This window comes from Micromonospora sp. CPCC 206171, from assembly GCF_036906755.1.
Taxonomy (GTDB): domain Bacteria; phylum Actinomycetota; class Actinomycetes; order Mycobacteriales; family Micromonosporaceae; genus Micromonospora; species Micromonospora purpureochromogenes.
Genome location: NZ_JBAKHT010000003.1, coordinates 86502 through 102253, shown reverse-complemented (window position 1 = coordinate 102253; position 15752 = coordinate 86502). Strand labels below are relative to the sequence as shown.

The following is a 15752-nucleotide window of genomic DNA, read 5'->3' as shown; positions in this document are numbered from 1 at the left end:
CGCACTGTGGACCTCCAGTGTCGAGCATGCCCTGCCCCGGCGCGGATTTCGACACCTGCCGCTGGCGATTCGGCACAACGACGAGCGCCGGCCGGGAAGCGGTGCTTCCCGGCCGGCGCGTCGGCGCGTACCCGTCAGGGGCGGCCCATGCCGCGGTATTCCCAGCCGGCCTGGGTCCACAGTGTGGAGTCGAGGCAGTTGCGCCCGTCGACCACCTTGCGCCCGGCGGCCAGCTCGCCGAGGACGACCGGGTCGGCGTTGCGGAAGTCGGCCCACTCGGTGAGCACGCAGACCAGGTCGGCGCCGGTCACCGCGTCGTTCATGCTGGCCTCGTAGGTCAGCTCGGGGGCCACCCGGCGAGCGTTCTCGGTGCCCTGCGGGTCGTACACGTGCACGTCCGCGCCGGACTTGGCGAGCAGGGCGGCGACGGCGAGCGCCGGGGCGTCGCGGACGTCGTCGGTGTTGGGCTTGAAGGTGGCGCCCAGCACGGCGATCCGGGTGCCGGAGAAGTCCGGGCCGGCCGGGCCGGAGCGGCGGCCGAGCAGGTCGGCGGCGAGCTGGAGGACCCGGGTACGGCGGCGGAGGTTGATCAGGTCCACCTCGTGCAGGAAGCGCAGCGCCTCGCCGGCGCCCAGCTCCTGCGCCCGGGCCTGGAAGGCGCGGATGTCCTTGGGCAGGCAGGCGCCGCCGAAGCCGAGCCCGGCCTGGAGGAACCGGTTGCCGATGCGCGGGTCGTAGCCGATCGCCCGGGCCAGCTGGGTGACGTCGCCGCCGGAGGCCTCGCAGACCTCGGCCATCGCGTTGATGAAGGAGATCTTGGTGGCCAGGAAGGCGTTCGCGGCGACCTTGACCAGCTCGGCGGTGGCGAAGTCGGTGACCACCAGGGGTACCTCGCGGTCCTCGGTGGCGGCCAGGTCGAAGACGCCCTTGTGGGCGGCGTAGAGCATGCCGTTGGCCCACTCGGTCTTGACGCCGACCACGATCCGGTTGGGGCGCAGCACGTCGTCGACGGCGAAGCCCTCCTGGAGGAACTCGGGGCTCCAGGCCACCTCGACGCCCAGGTCGCTGGGGGTGTGCTTGCCGACGAGCTGCTCCACCCACTCGGCGGTGCCGACCGGGACGGTGGACTTGCCGACGATCAGCGCCTTGCGGGTCAGGTGCTGGGCCAGGCTGGTCACCGACGCCTCGACGTACGACAGGTCGGCGCCCATCCCGTCGGCGCGCTGCGGGGTGCCCACGCAGATGAAGTGCACGTCGCCGAAGTCGGCGACCTCGCCGATGTCGGTGCTGAAGCGCAGCCGACCGGCGGCGAGGTTGCGCCGGAGCAGCTCGTCCAGGCCCGGCTCGTGGATCGGGACCTCGCCCGCGTTCAGCTTGGCGATCTTGTTCGCGTCGACGTCGAAGCCGAGGACCTCGTAACCCAGCTCGGCGTAGCAGATGGCGTACGTCGCGCCGAGGTAACCGGTCCCGAGGAAGGTCACCCGCGGTCGCGGGGCACCCGAGGGCGGCGTCACCGGGGTGATGGCCGGTACCGGCTGGATGTTCGGGTACGGGATCGTCACGCCTGTCTTCTCCGCTCGCACTGGCGGCGCGTCGCTGCGTCGCGTTCGGCTGGGGCGCCATGGCCGGCGCCGAGGGAACTTTGTCGTCTGGTGTGAGGGTAGTTGTGCCGTGTCGACGCCTGTCGTGCGCGAGCCTACCCGCCGGTAAGGTCCGGTCGGACCTGGTAGCTATCCTTCACCCTGCGGCAGTCGGCGGACCTTCAAAACGCCACAGACTGCGCATGATAGCGGTGAAAGGGGAGGGCCGACATGGCCGCAGAGCAGTCGTTCGACGTCTACCGGTTGCCGGAGGAGCACGAGGCGATCCGGGAGGCGGTCCGTGAGGTCTGTGCCGCGAAGGTGGCCCCGAACGCCGCCGAGGCGGACGAGACCGGTGAGTTCCCCAAGGCGTCCTACGACGCGCTGCGGGCCGCGGACTTCCACGCCCCGCACATCCCCGTCGAGTACGGCGGCGCCGGCGCGGACGCGCTGGCCACGGCCATCGTGATCGAGGAGGTGGCGCGGGCCTGCGGCTCGTCCTCGCTGATCCCGGCGGTGAACAAGCTCGGCACCATGCCGCTGATCCTGGCCGGCTCCGAGGAGCTCAAGCAGAAGTACCTGACCCGGGTCGCCTCGGGCGACGCGATGTTCTCGTACTGCCTCTCCGAGCCGGAGGCGGGCAGCGACGCCGCGTCGATGACCACCCGGGCGGTGCGCGACGGCGACCACTGGGTGCTCAACGGCGTGAAGCGGTGGATCACCAACGCGGGCGTGTCGGAGTACTACACCGTCTTCGCTGTGACCGATCCCACAGCCCGGTCCCGGGGCATCTCCGCCTTCGTGGTGGAGAAGGCCGACGCCGGGGTCAGCTTCGGCGCGCCGGAGAAGAAGCTCGGCATCAAGGGCTCCCCGACCCGCGAGGTCTACCTGGACAACGTCCGGATCCCGGCCGACCGCATGATCGGCGCCGAGGGCACCGGCTTCGCCACCGCGATGCAGACCCTGGACCACACCCGGGTCACCATCGCCGCGCAGGCCGTCGGCATCGCCCAGGGCGCGCTCGACTACGCCAAGGGGTACGTGGCCGAGCGCAAGCAGTTCGGCAAGGCGATCGCGGAGTTCCAGGGCATCCAGTTCATGCTCGCCGACATGGGCATGAAGCTGGAGGCGGCCCGGCAGCTGACGTACGCGGCGGCCGGCAAGTCGGAGCGCGGCGACGCCGACCTGACCTACTTCGGCGCGGCGGCCAAGTGCTTCGCCTCCGACGCCGCCATGGAGATCACCACCGACGCGGTGCAGCTGCTCGGCGGCTACGGCTACACCCGCGACTACCCGGTCGAGCGGATGATGCGGGACGCCAAGATCACCCAGATCTACGAGGGCACCAACCAGGTGCAGCGCATCGTGATGGCCCGTCAGCTCCTCAAGGGCTGACGACTCCTCAAGGGCTGACGACGACGCGTCGGGCGGGCGGGCCGGTTCTCCGGCCCGCCCGCAGCCGTCAACGGTTGTCGGTGCTGTCGCTCGCGGACCCGTAGCGGGGCGGCGCGGTCCATGGCGACTCCGCGCCGCTGCGCCGGGGCAGCGGCTCGGTGGGGGTGCCCACGTCCGGGTAGCCGAGGGTGAGCGGGGCGGTGTCCTGCTCGCTCCGCGCCCCGGACGGCGGCCAGTCGCCGAGGGTGAAGGTGTTCTCCGGTGGTGTGTCGTCGGCCGGGGTCAGCTCCGCCCCGGTCGACGGCGCCGGCCACTGTCGCCACCGCTGCACGCTGAAGGTCGCCATCAGCAGCAGCAGGCCGATCAGGAACAGCGTGCCGTTCCGCACCGGCTGGTCCAGCGGCAGCGGGTCCCCGAGCACCTTCCAGTTGTCCGGAATCTTGTCGAGCACGGTGAACGGGGCGATGAACATCCCCACGTACGGGATGACCAGCAGCAGCCCGGCGACGAGGGGGCCGAGCGGCGAGATGCGCAGGGTGCCGAGCAGACCGAGCAGGATGCCGGCGACGCCGAGGTAGACGGCCGGCTCGATCAGGTTGGGCGTGCTGTACGTACCGATCTCCACCCAGCGGTTCACGGTCCGACCCGACCCGTCCTGCCCGAGAGTGATCAGCACCCAGGTGATGGGCGCCACCACCAACCCGGCGAGGAAGCTCCAGAGATGTCGCATCCGCGCACCGTACCGTTTCCGCCATGACCGAGCACCCCTCCGCCGCCCCGCCGGGCAAGCCCACCTCGTACTCCCGGGTCACGTTGAGCCGCATCATGACCGCCGTCGACGTCAACCTCTACGGGACGGTGCACGGCGGGGTGCTGATGAAGTTCGTCGACGACGTGGCCGGGGCCGCCGCCGCGCGGCACAGCGGGGGCACCGCCGTGACCGCGGCCATCGACGAGATCGTCTTCTCCGAGGCGGTCCGGGTCGGCGACCTGGTGCACGCGCACGCCCAGGTGAACTGGACCGGGCAGACCTCGATGGAGGTGGGCGTCCGGGTGGTGGCCGAGCGCTGGGACTCGGCCGAGGACGAGCCGGTCCGGGTGGGCACCGCGTACCTGGTCTTCGTCGGTGTCGACGTGGGCGGCGCGCCCCGGGCGGTCCGGCCGGTGCTGCCGGAGACCCCGGAGGACGAGCGCCGGTTCCGGGAGGCGGAGATCCGCCGGGCGCACCGGCTGGCCCGGCGTCGGGCCATCCAGGCGCACCGGGCCGGCTGAGGCGTCCCGCCCGCGCCGGTCCGGCGCGGCCCACACAGGTGGCCGGTCCGGCGTGTGGGCCGGCCACGCCCCCTCACCGGCGCCGGGTGCGGAGAATGACGCTTCGAGGTAGGGCAAGATGGCGCCACGGCCCATTCACAGTGTGGTGCGGGGCCCGAGGGAGGGTGGAGCAGTGGGTGACGTGCTGTGGACGCCGCCGGCGGACGTACTCCAGCGGTCGCGGATCGGGAACTACCTGCGCTGGCTGCGTGAGCACCGCGGGCTGGACTTCGCCGACTACGACGCGCTGTGGCGCTGGTCGGTCGACGACCTGTCCGCGTTCTGGCGCTCGGTCTGGGACCACTTCGAGGTCGTCGCCCACACCCCGCCGACGGCGACCCTGACCGACCCGGCGATGCCGGGCACCCGCTGGTTCCCCGGGGCGACGCTGAACTACGCCGAGAACGTGCTGCGGATGCCGGGCCGCTCCGACGACGACCCGGTGGTGATCGCGCACGGCCAGACCCGCGCGCCGGTCACGCTGACCGCCGCGCAGTTGCGTGAGCAGGTCCGCCGGGTGGCGGCCGGGCTGCGCCGGCTCGGCGTGGTCGCCGGGGACCGGGTGGCCGCGTACGCCCCGAACATCCCCGAGACGTACGTGCTGCTGCTGGCCACCAGCAGCCTCGGCGCGATCTTCTCCTCCTGCGCGCCGGAGTTCGGCACCCGCAGCGTCACCGACCGCTGGCAGCAGATCGAGCCGAAGGTGCTGGTGGCCGTGGACGGCTACCGGTACGGCGACAAGCCGGTCGACCGGCGCGGCGAGGTGGCCGCCATCCGGGCCGCCCTGCCCTCGCTGGAGCACACCGTCGGCATCGCCTACCTCGACCCGGCGGGCGCCGACGGCCATGATTCGGCCTCCGCGCCGCTAGGCGGCGCTCCGGACCGAATCAAGGCCGCACCCGAGGGCGCGTTGGGCTGGGACGAGCTGGCCGCCCCGACCGACGAGCCGCTGACCTTCACCCCGGTGCCGTTCGACCACCCGCTCTACGTGCTCTACTCCTCCGGCACCACCGGCCTGCCCAAGCCGATCGTGCACGGGCACGGGGGCATCCTGCTGGAGCACCTGAAGATGCTCGCCCTGCACCACGACCTGGGCCCGGCCGACCGGTTCTTCTGGTTCACCACCACCGGCTGGATGATGTGGAACTTCCTGGTCTCCGCCCCGGCGGTGGGCGCGACCATCGTGCTCTTCGACGGCAACCCGGGCCACCCCGACCTGGGTGCGCTCTGGCGGCTGGCCGAGGAGACCCGGACGACGTACTTCGGCACCTCGGCGCCGTTCCTGCTGGCCTGCCGCAAGGCCGGCCTGGTGCCCCGGGAGATCGCCGACCTCTCCGCGCTGCGCGGGGTCGGGTCGACCGGCGCGCCGCTGCCCGCCGAGGGTTTCACCTGGGTGTACGAGACGGTCGGCGAGAGCCTCCAGCTCCAGTCCCTCTCCGGCGGCACGGACGTCTGCACCGGGTTCGTCGGTGGGGTGCCGCTGCTGCCGGTGCACGCCGGTGAGATCACCTGCCGGGCGCTCGGCGCGCGGGTGGAGGCCCGCTCCGCCGACGGCACCCCGGTCATCGGCGAGCTGGGCGAGCTGGTGATCACCGCGCCGATGCCGAGCATGCCGGTGGGCTTCTGGAACGACCCGGACGGCCGCCGCTACCGAGAGGCGTACTTCGAGGTCTACCCCGGGGTGTGGCGGCACGGCGACTGGATCACGATCAACGACCGGGGCGGCTGTGTCATCACCGGCCGCTCGGACGCCACCCTGAACCGGGGCGGCGTGCGCCTCGGCACCGCGGAGTTCTACTCGGTGGTCGAGGGGCTGGACGAGGTCGTCGACTCGGTGGTCGTGCACCTGGAGGACGACGAGGGCGGCGCGGGCGAGCTGCTGCTCTTCGTGGTCCTCGCCGAAGGGCTGGAGCTGGACGACGCGCTGCGCCGGAAGATCTGCCGCGAGCTGCGCACCGCCCTGTCGCCCCGGCACGTCCCGGACGAGATCCACCAGGTCCGCGCCGTGCCGCGCACCCTGTCGGCCAAGAAGCTGGAGGTGCCGGTCAAGAAGATCCTCACCGGCACCCCGGTGGACTCGGCCGCCGCCAAGGGCGCCCTGGTCAACCCCGAGTCGCTGACCGCCTTCGCCACCTTCGCCCAGCGCCGCGCCAGCGACCACGACACCCCCACCCCCGCCTGACCCGCCCCGCCCCGCCGGCGCGGGTCGCGGGGCCCGGCTCAGGCGAGGATCCGGGTCACCTTCTCGGACGCCACCCGGCCGTCGAGCCGGGTGGCGTCGAGGTTGCCGCAGAGGACGATGCTGGCGCCCCGCTCCAGCGGGGCGAGCAGCCAGTCGACCGGGTCGGGGTGCCGGGCGGTGTCGACCAGGAGGCGGTCGCCGGCGGCGATGCACAGCTCCGTCGCGCGGTCGGCCGCCCGAGCCAGCAGCGCCGCGTCGCCCGGGCCACCCTGGGAGTACGGCGTGAAGTGGTCGCCGTGGGTGCGTACCTCGACCACGTAGTCGGCGAAACCGGCCGGCACCTCGCGCAGCGGGGCGGCGAACGGGGCGAGCGCCAGGGCGTACCGGTCCCCGGCCGGCCAGGCGGTCGCCTCGGCGACCCGGTCGGCGGCGGCGAAGAGCACGTCCACGTCGCCCGGCGTGTCGGCCACCGTCACCCCCGCCGACCAGCAGCCCAGCAGCACCGCGGCGGTCTGCCAGTGCGCCGGGAGCAGCACCGCGGCGGCGTCGCCGGGGGAGAGGGCGAGCTCGTCGACGAGCAGGTTGGCGGTCTTGGCCACCCAGTTCGCCAGGGTCGCGCCGGAGAGTTCGGTGCGTTCGCCGGTGGCGTCGTCGTACCAGGTCAGCAGGGGGCGGGCGGGGTCGGTCGCGATCGCGTCGGCGAAGACCCGGGCAATGTTCTCGGCCATCGGCGCGAACGATACGCCGCCGAGACCCGTACTCGATGACGATGACAAGTCGGCGTACCGTCGGGTCGCAGTCAGCGTCCGGACCGGGCTCCGGCGTAGGCTTGCCCGGAGTGTTGTTCCCCACAGACCCGCCAGTTCAAGGAGTCGCCCCGTGACCGCCGGTCGCCCGCCCCGCGTGCTCATCGACGCCACGAGTGTCCCCGCCGACCGTGGCGGCGTCGGTAGATACGTCGACGGCCTCCTCGGCGCCCTCGGCACCGTGTGCGGTTCGGGGGTGGACCTCGTCGTGGTCAGCCTCCGCACCGACCTGGAGCGCTACACCCGGATGCTGCCGGGCGCGGAGGTCATCCCCGCCCCGGCGGCCGTCGCGCACCGGCCCGCCCGCCTCGCCTGGGAGCAGACCGGCCTGCCGCTGCTCGCCCAGCAGGTCGGCGCGGAGGTGCTGCACTCGCCCTTCTACACCTGCCCGCTGCGGGCCGGTTGTCCGGTCACCGTGACCGTGCACGACGCGACCTTCTTCACCGAGCCGGAGCATTACGACAAGTCCCGGCGGACGTTCTTCCGCAGCGCGATCAAGACCTCGCTGCGCCGGGCCGACCGGGTGATCGTGCCGAGCAAGGCCACCCGGGACGAGCTGATCCGGCTGCTCGACGCCGATCCCACCCGGATCGACGTCGCCTACCACGGCGTCGACCACGCGGCCTTCCACGCGCCCAGCGAGGAGGAGAAGGCCCGGGTCCGGGCCCGGCTGGGGCTGGGCAACAGCAGCTACGTCGCCTTCCTCGGCGCCAAGGAGCCGCGCAAGAACGTCCCCAACCTGATCCGCGGCTGGGCCCGCGCGGTGGGCGACCGGGACAACCCGCCGGCCCTGGTGGTGGCCGGCGGCCAGGGGCACGACGACGACATCGACCGCGCGGTGGCCGAGGTGCCGTCGCACCTGCGCCTGCTGCGCCCGGGCTACCTGCGCTACGCCGACCTGCCCGGCTTCCTCGGCGGTGCGCTGGTGGCCGCCTACCCGTCGTACGGCGAGGGGTTCGGGCTGCCGATCCTGGAGGCGATGGCGTGCGCGGCCCCGGTGCTCACCACCCCGCGCCTCTCGCTGCCCGAGGTGGGTGGCGACGCGGTCGCCTACACCAGCGAGGACCCGGACCAGATCGCCACCGACCTGGCCGCTCTCCTCGACGACGAGCAGCGCCGGCTCTCGCTGGCCAAGGCCGGTTTCGACCGGGCCAAGGAGTTCACCTGGGGGTCCAGCGCCGAGGTGCACATCGCGGCGTGGAGCCGGGCCCGGGCTTGAGCGTGCGACGACTCGGCGAACGACCCCGCGTCCGCCCCGAAACGGTTCGGGCATGATGTGCTGATGCTCTACGCCGTCATCCCGGCGGGTGGCAGTGGCACGAGACTGTGGCCGCTGTCCCGCGCGGGGCACCCCAAGTTCCTCCACCCGCTCACCGGCACCAGCGCCTCGCTGCTCCAGGCGACCGTCAACCGGTTGGCGCCGCTGACCACACCGGAGCACATCCTGGTCGTCACCGGCGCGGCGCACGCGGCGGCGGTGGCCCGGCAGCTCGCCGGGGTGCCCGAGGAGAACATCCTGGTGGAGCCCTCGCCGCGGGACTCCTGCGCGGCGATCGCGCTGGCCGCCGCGGTGATCGCGCAGCGGGATCCGGAGGCGGTGATGGGCTCCTTCGCGGCCGACCACCTGATCCGGGACGCCGACGCCTGGGTGGAGACGGTGCGCGCGGCGGTACGCGGCGCGGAGCGGGGTCTGCTGATGACGGTGGGCATCACCCCGACCCGTGCCGAGACCGGCTACGGCTACCTGGAGACCGGCGAGCCGATCGGCGACGGTCCACTGCGCCCGGTCACCGAGTTCAAGGAGAAGCCGGCCGCGCCGGTCGCCGAGGCGTACCTGCGTTCGGGGCGGCACCTCTGGAACGCCAGCATGTTCGTCTGGCGGGTGGACGTCTTCCTCGCCGAACTGGCCCGCCAGCAGCCGGCCCTGCACGCCGGGGTGAGCGCCATCGCCGCCGCCTGGGGCACGCCCGAGCAGGACGACATCCTGGGCACGGTCTGGCCGACGCTGCCGAAGATCTCCGTCGACTACGCGGTGATGGAGGGCGCGGCGACCGCCGGCCGGGTCGCGACGGTGCCCGGCGACTTCGGCTGGAACGACGTCGGTGACTTCCACACCCTCGGTGACGTGCTCCCCGCCGACCCGGCCGGCAACGTGGTGCTCGGCACCGACGCCAAGCCGGGCGTGCTGCTGCACGACTGCGCCAACCTGGTGGTGGTGCCGCAGTCCGGCCGGCTGGTCGCCGCGCTCGGGGTGCGGGACCTGATCGTGGTGGACACCCCGGACGCGGTGCTGGTCTGCCCGCGCGACCGCGCCCAGGACGTCAAGGTGCTGGTCGACGCGCTCAAGGAGCGCGGCGAGGAGGGCCTGGTCTGACCCGCCTCGCCGCCGGTCGCCAGCTCAGGCGCGGCGGCGCAGCGCGGCCAGGGCCGGCGCGACGAGCTGGACCGTCCCGCCGGCCAGCGGCTCGGGCAGCCGGTCCGGCGGGAACCAGCCCAGCGCCTCGGACTCGTCGCTGACCCGTTCCACCGCGCCGGGCGGGGCGAAGACCGCGAAGCGTACGTCGTGGTGCAGCGAGCCGCCCTGACAGGCGACCGGGTGGATGTCCACGTCGATCGGCACCGGGTCGACGACCAGTCCGGCGATCCCCGACTCCTCGGTCGCCTCGCGCAGCGCGGCCCCGGCGAGGGTGCGGTCGGCCGGCTCGCAGTGCCCGCCGAGCTGCACCCACCGGCGGAACTTGCCGTGCAGGCAGAGCAGCACCCGGTCGCCGGTGGCGTCCAGCACCAGCGCGCTGGCGGTGACGTGCCCGGGACGGTGGCTGCGGCCCATCGCCACCGGCCCGGCGGTCAGCAGCTCCAGGGTGCGGTCCCGCGCCTCGGCGGCGGCGGGGCTGGTCGCCGTCCACCCGTTCAGCAGCGCCACCGCGTCGGCGTGCAGCGCCGCCTCGCCGGCGGACGGGGACGGAGGGCGGGCGGGGTCGGTGGTGGCGGAGACGTCGGGCACCCCGACACTCTACGAGCGCCGGCTCCGTACCCTGGCCCGGTGACCCTGCGACTCGTCGAGTTCGTCGTGGCCGGCAACGAGGCCAGTGACCTGCTGCCGGTCCGTTCCCCGGCGCTGCTGCGCGCGTACGGTGCCCGGCGCGGGTTCTGGACGGTGCTGGACGAGGGCCCGGTGGAGCGCTGCCTGGCCCTGTTGCTGGAACGCACCGACGGCGAGTGGGTCGCCCGGCACGTGCCCGCCGACGCCGGCACCGAGAACGGGCGTACCGAGGACGGCGAGGCGCTGGCCCACCACGACGGCTGGGTGTACGTCTTCGGCTCGCACTTCGGCTCGAAGGCCGGGCCGCTGCGCCCGCGCCGGGCGTTCGTGGCGCGGTTCCGCGAGGACGACGCGGCGGCGGGAACCCTGCCGGTGCGGGTGGTGCGCAACCGGTTCCGGGTGCACCGGGTGGTCAACGACGCGTTGGCGAAGGCTCCCTTCACCCCGCTGCCGCCCGGCGACCGGGTCCGCCGCCGGTTCATCGTCGAGACGCTGGCCCGGGGCACCGCCCGGGCGAAGAGCTGGGTGAGCCGGCTCGCCGAGGACGACCTGCCGCTGAACGTGGAGGCCGCCACGTTCACCCCGGACGGCACCGCGCTGCTCGGCCTCCGGTTCCCGGTGACCGCCGCCGGTGAGCCGATCCTGGTCGAGCTGGCCGGGGTGCCGGAGATGTTCGCCGGGGACGGCGACTGGCCGGTTGCCGGCCGGGCGTACGCGCTGACCGGGGTGACGCCGCCGGGCGCGCTGGTCGGCTTCCGCGCGATCGCCCCGACCGCCGACGGCGGCTACGCGGCGGTGGTCGGCTCGATCGACGCGCTGGGCAAGGGTTCGGTGCTGCTGGACGATCATCCGGCGGGAGGTGGGGTGACCTCCCGGCACGTCCGCTTCCGGTGGCGGCCGGGCGTCGAGGAGCACCTGGTCGCCGGGGATCTGGTGGCCGACCTGGCGCCGTTCCACCACGTGGAGGGTCTGGCCGAGCTGGACGGGAGCTGCTTCTACGTCACCGACGAGGACCACCGGGTCGCGCTCTGGATCGGCTGACCGGCCCGCTCGGCGCGGAGCGCCCGGGGGACACCTCTGCGGACCAGGGCCGCAGACCCTCGTGGTGTCTCCCGGACGCGCCCACCGCCCCCAGGCGTCCCGGTCGGCTGGCTGGTGGACCCCTTCGCACGCCGGACCGGGCAGTAGGAGCATGCCAACCGCCGGTCGGGGGCGTCGAGGTCTTTCAGCTCACGCTTAAAAGTGGAGGTAAGTGCCGGGCGGGTAGAGTGCAGAGGGTCGGTGGGCAATCCCCCTGCCCGCCCTCAGGAGCGCTTCCATGCTGACGATCCACTTCTCTCAGGAGGACATTCTCCGGACCAGGGTGGCCCCCGCGGCCGACCCGATCTGGGAGCTGGTGCTGAGCCTGCACCTGCTGCAGGGCCGGACCCGGGACCCGCTGATGGCCCACTGGCGCCGGGGGGTCGCCCGCGAACTGCGCCGGGACGTCACCTCCCACCAGCTCCGGCTGCTCTTCGCGCTGAACCCGCCGCGCGGCTACTTCCCCGACTTCCTCACCCCGTACCAGAGCGTGGCGGGGTTCGAGGCGGGGCTGGACGCGGTCCGGGCCACCCCGATCGACCTGCTGAACCGGGACCTGACCGTGCTGGCGGGGGCGAACTCGCTGCCCTCCTCCGCCGCCGCGCTGGCCCGCGGCGAGCCGGAGGTGCTGCAACTGCTGACCGACTCGATGACGCAGTACCGGTCGGTGGCGCTCGAGCCGTACTGGGGGCGGATCCAGGCGGCGGTGGAGGCCGACCGCAACCGGCGCGCCCGTGCCCTGCTCGACGGCGGTGCGGAGGGGCTGCTGGCCAGCCTGCGCCCCACCATGCGCTGGGACTCCGGGCGGTTGGAGGTGCTGGACTACCCGGACCGCCGGGAGTTGCATCTGGACGGGCGAGGGCTGCTGCTGGTGCCCTCGTTCTTCTGCGCGCGTACCCCGGTGGCCCTGCTCGACCCGGCGCTGCCCCCGGTGCTGGTCTATCCGGTGGACCGGCTGGGCGGTCTGGTCCCGGCACCCGGCGAGGGCGCCGGCCCGAACCGCGAGGGGGCCGGGCGGGAGGCGCTCGCCGCACTGCTCGGCCGGACCCGGGCCGCGGTGCTGGAGGCCAGCGACGACGGCTGCACCACCGGCGAGGTGGCCCGGCGGCTGCACATCTCGCCGGCCGCCGCCAGCCAGCACACCGCCGTGCTGCGCAACGCCGGGCTGCTGGTCAGCCAGCGGGACCGCAACACGGTGCTGCACACCCTGACCCCGCTGGGCCGGGCCATGCTGGACGCCTGACCCGCCCCGGCGTCAGATCGCCAGGCAGGCGCTGGCCGTGCTGCCCGCCGGGGGCGGCAGCAGCGCCGAGGGCACCCCCTCGGCGGCCAGTGCGGTGCGCAGCCGTTGCAGGTCCGCGCCGAAGCGCACCAGGTCCGGCCGGTCGACCGGGGTGGGCGCCGCGCCGAGGATCAGCCCGGTGGCTTCCGCCGGCCAGCCCGGGACGGTGGCGACCAGGCCGGCGCGTACCTCCTCGTCGGTGACGTGGGTGAAGGCGGTGCCGGGCGCGACCACGTCGGCGACCGCGGCGACGGCCCGCCGGACCGCCTCCGGGTCGGCCGGCGTCGGTCCGGTGCCGTCGGCGAGGGTCGCGGCGGACCGGAGACCGGCCGCCCGCGCCTCGGCGGTGCCGAGGGAGAAGAGGTCCATCGTCGCGTCCCGGACCAGGACACTCGCGCCCGCGCCGTCGTCGGTGCGGCCGGCAGTGAGGTAGCCGCGCACCACCGCGACCGGGACCTGGTCGCACTTGCCCTTGATCAGCTCGCCGGCGCCGGCCAGTTCGTCCACCACCGCCATCTGGGTCAGGTGCAACTCGTTGCCGTACGGGTCGACCTCCCCCCGGTGGTCGCGGATGGCCGACATGCCGGCCACGCCGAGCGCCACGTCGGTGAGCCCGTTGCGCCACGGCCGACCCATCGTGTCGCTGACGATCACCGCCACCTCGACGCCGTACCGCTCGGCCAGCGCGGCGCGCAGCGCCCGGGCCGAGGCGTCCGGGTCCTTGGGCAGCAGCACCAGCCGGGTCTTGTCGACGTTGGAGGCGTCGATGCCGGCGGAGGCCATCACGAAGCCGTGGTGGGTCTGGACGATCCGGGTCTGGCCACGGGTCGCCACCACCCGGGCGGTCTCGGCGGCCAGCACCTCGTCGCGCGCGGCGAGCCGTTCCGGCCCGTCCGCCGGCACGTCGACCAGCCGGCCCTCCGCCTTAGAGACGATCTTGCTGGTGACCACCAGTACGTCTCCGTCACGCAGCCACGGCGCGGCGGTCGCGATCAGCGCCGCCAGGTCGTCGCCCTCGGTCACGTCGCCGATGCCCAGCACCGGCAGGATCTCCAGTCTCACATCAGCTCCAACGCGGCCCGCACCATCTGCGCGGTGGCCGCCTCGTCGGTCATCCGCAGCGGCGCGGACCGGACCGCCACCCCCGGCACCGAGGTGCCCTCGTCCTCCGGCGCGACCAGCCAGCCGTCGAGCAGGCCGCCCTCGCTCCGCCCGCCGTAGAGCCGGCCCACCCCGGCGGCGCTGCACTCCACACCCAGCACCGACAGGCACCGGTCGGCCATCCCGCGCACCGGCGCGCCGCCGATGATCGGGGAGACCCCGACCACCCGGGCCGGGCCCTGGGCGACCGCGTCGCGCAGCCCCGGCACGGCGAGCACCGGGGCGACGCTCACCACCGGGTTGCTCGGCGCGACCAGCACGGCGTCCGCGCCGGCGATCGCCTCCAGCACCCCCGGCGCCGGCTTGGCGCTCTCGGCACCGACGAAGACGAACCGGTGGGTGGGGATGTCCGCCCGGTAGCGCACCCACCACTCCTGGAAGTGGATCGCCCGCTGCCCCTCCTCGCCGTCGACCACCACGTGGGTCTCCAGCCGGTCGTCGGTGGCGGGCAACAGGCGTACGCCGGGCTGCCAGCGGCTGGCCAGCGCCTCGGTCACCGCGGAGAGCGGGTACCCGGCGTTGAGCATGGTGGTCCGCACCAGGTGGGTGGCGATGTCCTTGTCGCCGAGCCCGAACCAGGTCGGCTCCGCACCGTACGCGGCCAGCTCCGCCTTGACCGTCCAGGTCTCACCGACCCGTCCCCAGCCGCGTTCCGGGTCGGCTCCGCCGCCCAGGGTGTACATGACGCTGTCCAGGTCGGGGCAGACCTTGAGCCCGTGCAGGAGCAGGTCGTCGCCGACGTTGACCACGGCGGTCACCTCGGCGCCCACCTCGCGGGCGTACGCCCGGACGCCGAGCAGGAACCGAGCGCCCCCGATCCCGCCGGTCAGAACCACAATGCGCATGACGTCCATCCTCGCGTACGCGACGCCTGCGGTCCGTCGGTGGCCCGGGAGACTAGGCTCACGTCGGCATCTGTCCGTTTCGCCCGAGGGAGAACTCGTGACCAGCCCCGCCGAGCCGGCGCCGAAAGACGCGACGCAGGCCCGCCAGCTCACCGGTCCACTGCGCGAACTCGCCGCGTTCGTGCTGCTCGGCGCGAACGCCGTGCTGCTCTTCGTCGGACTGATTCGGCTGCTCGCGCCGGCCTCGGAGTACAGCACCTTCTCGAGCCGGGCCGGCAGCACCTTCTTCTCGTTCGTCGGCATCGAGGCGACCGTCCTGCCGCTGCTGGCCGTGCTGCTCGCCACGCACGTCTCGCCGGTCCTGCCGCGGGCGAAGCAGATCACCCAGGTCGCGGTCGGCGAGTACGCCTTCGGCGCGCTCTTCGGCACGCTGACCTTCCTGATCTGGCTGGTCAACCGGCTGGCCGACGCGGAGGTGCTGGACGCTCTGCTCGGCCTGCTGACCCGGGCCGCCTGGTTCGCGCTCTTCGCCCTCGCCGCGTTCGTCGTGTACCGGATCTGGCGGGCGTTCTACCACGTCCCCCGCCCCAAGCCGCAGCCCGGCGTGTACGGCCAGCCGCAGCCCGGTTGGCCGCAGCAGTCCGGCCCGGGCGGCTACCCCTCCGCCGGTTACCCGTCGGCCGGCCAGTACGGCCAGTACGGCCAGCCGGGCCCGTCCTCGGCCCCGCCGTTCGGCGCGGCTCCGCAGTCGGCCCCGCCGTTCGGCCCCGCTCCGCAGTCCGCGCCGCCGTTCGGCGCGCCGCAGTCGGCGCCGCCGTTCGCCGGCCCGAACACCGCTCCGCCGTTCGGCCAGCCGCCGTCGGCCGACCCGACCCAGACCATCCCGCGCCAGCCCGGCGAGGTGGGCGGGCCGGCCGTGCCGCCCGGTGGCGAGGACGTCGACCGGACCCAGCGCTTCCACCGGGACGACCCGAACTCCCCACGCTGAGCCGAGCCGCCCCGTCCGCTGTCGTCGGGCGGGCGGTCGGGCGGTCGGGCGGTCGGGCTCAGCGAAGCAACACTGTGGT

General features: G+C 73.9%; 14 protein-coding genes. 8 read left to right on the top strand and 6 right to left on the bottom strand.

Annotation, left to right across the window (positions count from 1 at the left end; translation table 11 throughout):
- Positions 1 to 134: 134 nt before the first annotated feature.
- Positions 135 to 1562 carry a UDP-glucose dehydrogenase family protein gene (locus V6U89_RS05555; protein WP_334569541.1) on the bottom strand — a complete coding sequence of 476 codons (1428 nt, stop codon included), beginning with the start codon at positions 1560 to 1562 and terminating at the stop codon, positions 135 to 137.
- A 249-nt stretch (positions 1563 to 1811) separates the two neighbouring features.
- Between V6U89_RS05555 and V6U89_RS05550 the strand changes: the two genes are divergently transcribed.
- Positions 1812 to 2975 carry an acyl-CoA dehydrogenase family protein gene (locus V6U89_RS05550; protein ID WP_334569540.1) on the top strand — a complete coding sequence of 388 codons (1164 nt, stop codon included), beginning with the start codon at positions 1812 to 1814 and terminating at the stop codon, positions 2973 to 2975.
- A 67-nt stretch (positions 2976 to 3042) separates the two neighbouring features.
- Here V6U89_RS05550 and V6U89_RS05545 read toward each other — a convergent pair whose 3' ends face one another.
- On the bottom strand, positions 3043 to 3705 hold the full coding sequence (locus V6U89_RS05545; protein ID WP_334569539.1) for a hypothetical protein: 663 nt from the start codon (positions 3703 to 3705) through the stop codon (positions 3043 to 3045).
- Positions 3706 to 3728: 23 nt separating this feature from the next.
- Here V6U89_RS05545 and V6U89_RS05540 point away from each other — a divergent pair, with 23 nt between their 5' ends.
- Together V6U89_RS05540 and V6U89_RS05535 are read left to right on the top strand one after the other, a co-directional pair.
- Positions 3729 to 4247: an acyl-CoA thioesterase gene (locus V6U89_RS05540; protein WP_334569538.1), complete on the top strand. Its 519-nt coding sequence runs from the start codon at positions 3729 to 3731 to the stop codon at positions 4245 to 4247.
- Positions 4248 to 4419: 172 nt separating this feature from the next.
- Positions 4420 to 6468, top strand: coding sequence for an acetoacetate--CoA ligase (locus tag V6U89_RS05535; protein ID WP_334569537.1), 2049 nt, complete (start codon positions 4420 to 4422; stop codon positions 6466 to 6468).
- Between the two features lie 38 nt (positions 6469 to 6506).
- Here the strand turns inward: V6U89_RS05535 and V6U89_RS05530 are convergent, their stop codons facing one another.
- Positions 6507 to 7196, bottom strand: a complete 690-nt coding sequence (locus tag V6U89_RS05530; protein WP_334569536.1) for a TIGR03089 family protein — start codon at positions 7194 to 7196, stop codon at positions 6507 to 6509.
- 151 nt (positions 7197 to 7347) lie between these two features.
- Here V6U89_RS05530 and V6U89_RS05525 point away from each other — a divergent pair, with 151 nt between their 5' ends.
- Both V6U89_RS05525 and V6U89_RS05520 read left to right on the top strand, forming a co-directional pair.
- Entirely contained in the window at positions 7348 to 8493 is a 1146-nt protein-coding gene (locus V6U89_RS05525) for a glycosyltransferase family 4 protein (RefSeq protein ID WP_179803182.1), read from the top strand.
- Positions 8494 to 8556: 63 nt separating this feature from the next.
- A complete protein-coding gene (locus tag V6U89_RS05520; RefSeq protein ID WP_334569535.1) occupies positions 8557 to 9648 on the top strand; it encodes a mannose-1-phosphate guanylyltransferase in 1092 nt (363 codons plus the stop codon).
- 24 nt (positions 9649 to 9672) lie between these two features.
- Here the strand turns inward: V6U89_RS05520 and V6U89_RS05515 are convergent, their stop codons facing one another.
- Complete coding sequence (locus V6U89_RS05515) at positions 9673 to 10278, bottom strand: NUDIX hydrolase (RefSeq protein ID WP_442933870.1); 606 nt, start codon at positions 10276 to 10278, stop codon at positions 9673 to 9675.
- Positions 10279 to 10317: 39 nt separating this feature from the next.
- On the opposite strand from V6U89_RS05515, the gene V6U89_RS05510 reads away from it, so the two are divergent.
- Together V6U89_RS05510 and V6U89_RS05505 are read left to right on the top strand one after the other, a co-directional pair.
- Positions 10318 to 11358 carry a hypothetical protein gene (locus tag V6U89_RS05510; protein ID WP_334569534.1) on the top strand — a complete coding sequence of 347 codons (1041 nt, stop codon included), beginning with the start codon at positions 10318 to 10320 and terminating at the stop codon, positions 11356 to 11358.
- 277 nt (positions 11359 to 11635) lie between these two features.
- Positions 11636 to 12640, top strand: coding sequence for an ArsR/SmtB family transcription factor (locus V6U89_RS05505; protein ID WP_334569533.1), 1005 nt, complete (start codon positions 11636 to 11638; stop codon positions 12638 to 12640).
- 12 nt (positions 12641 to 12652) lie between these two features.
- Here V6U89_RS05505 and V6U89_RS05500 read toward each other — a convergent pair whose 3' ends face one another.
- Positions 12653 to 13741 (bottom strand): coenzyme F420-0:L-glutamate ligase, encoded by a 1089-nt coding sequence (locus V6U89_RS05500; protein WP_334569531.1) that lies wholly within the window; start codon positions 13739 to 13741, stop codon positions 12653 to 12655.
- Entirely contained in the window at positions 13738 to 14685 is a 948-nt protein-coding gene (cofD, locus tag V6U89_RS05495; RefSeq protein WP_334569530.1) for a 2-phospho-L-lactate transferase, read from the bottom strand. Before cofD ends, V6U89_RS05500 begins: the two co-directional genes overlap by 4 nt.
- Positions 14686 to 14782: 97 nt before the next feature.
- Here cofD and V6U89_RS05490 point away from each other — a divergent pair, with 97 nt between their 5' ends.
- Positions 14783 to 15673, top strand: a complete 891-nt coding sequence (locus V6U89_RS05490; protein ID WP_334569529.1) for a hypothetical protein — start codon at positions 14783 to 14785, stop codon at positions 15671 to 15673.
- Positions 15674 to 15752: the final 79 nt, after the last annotated feature.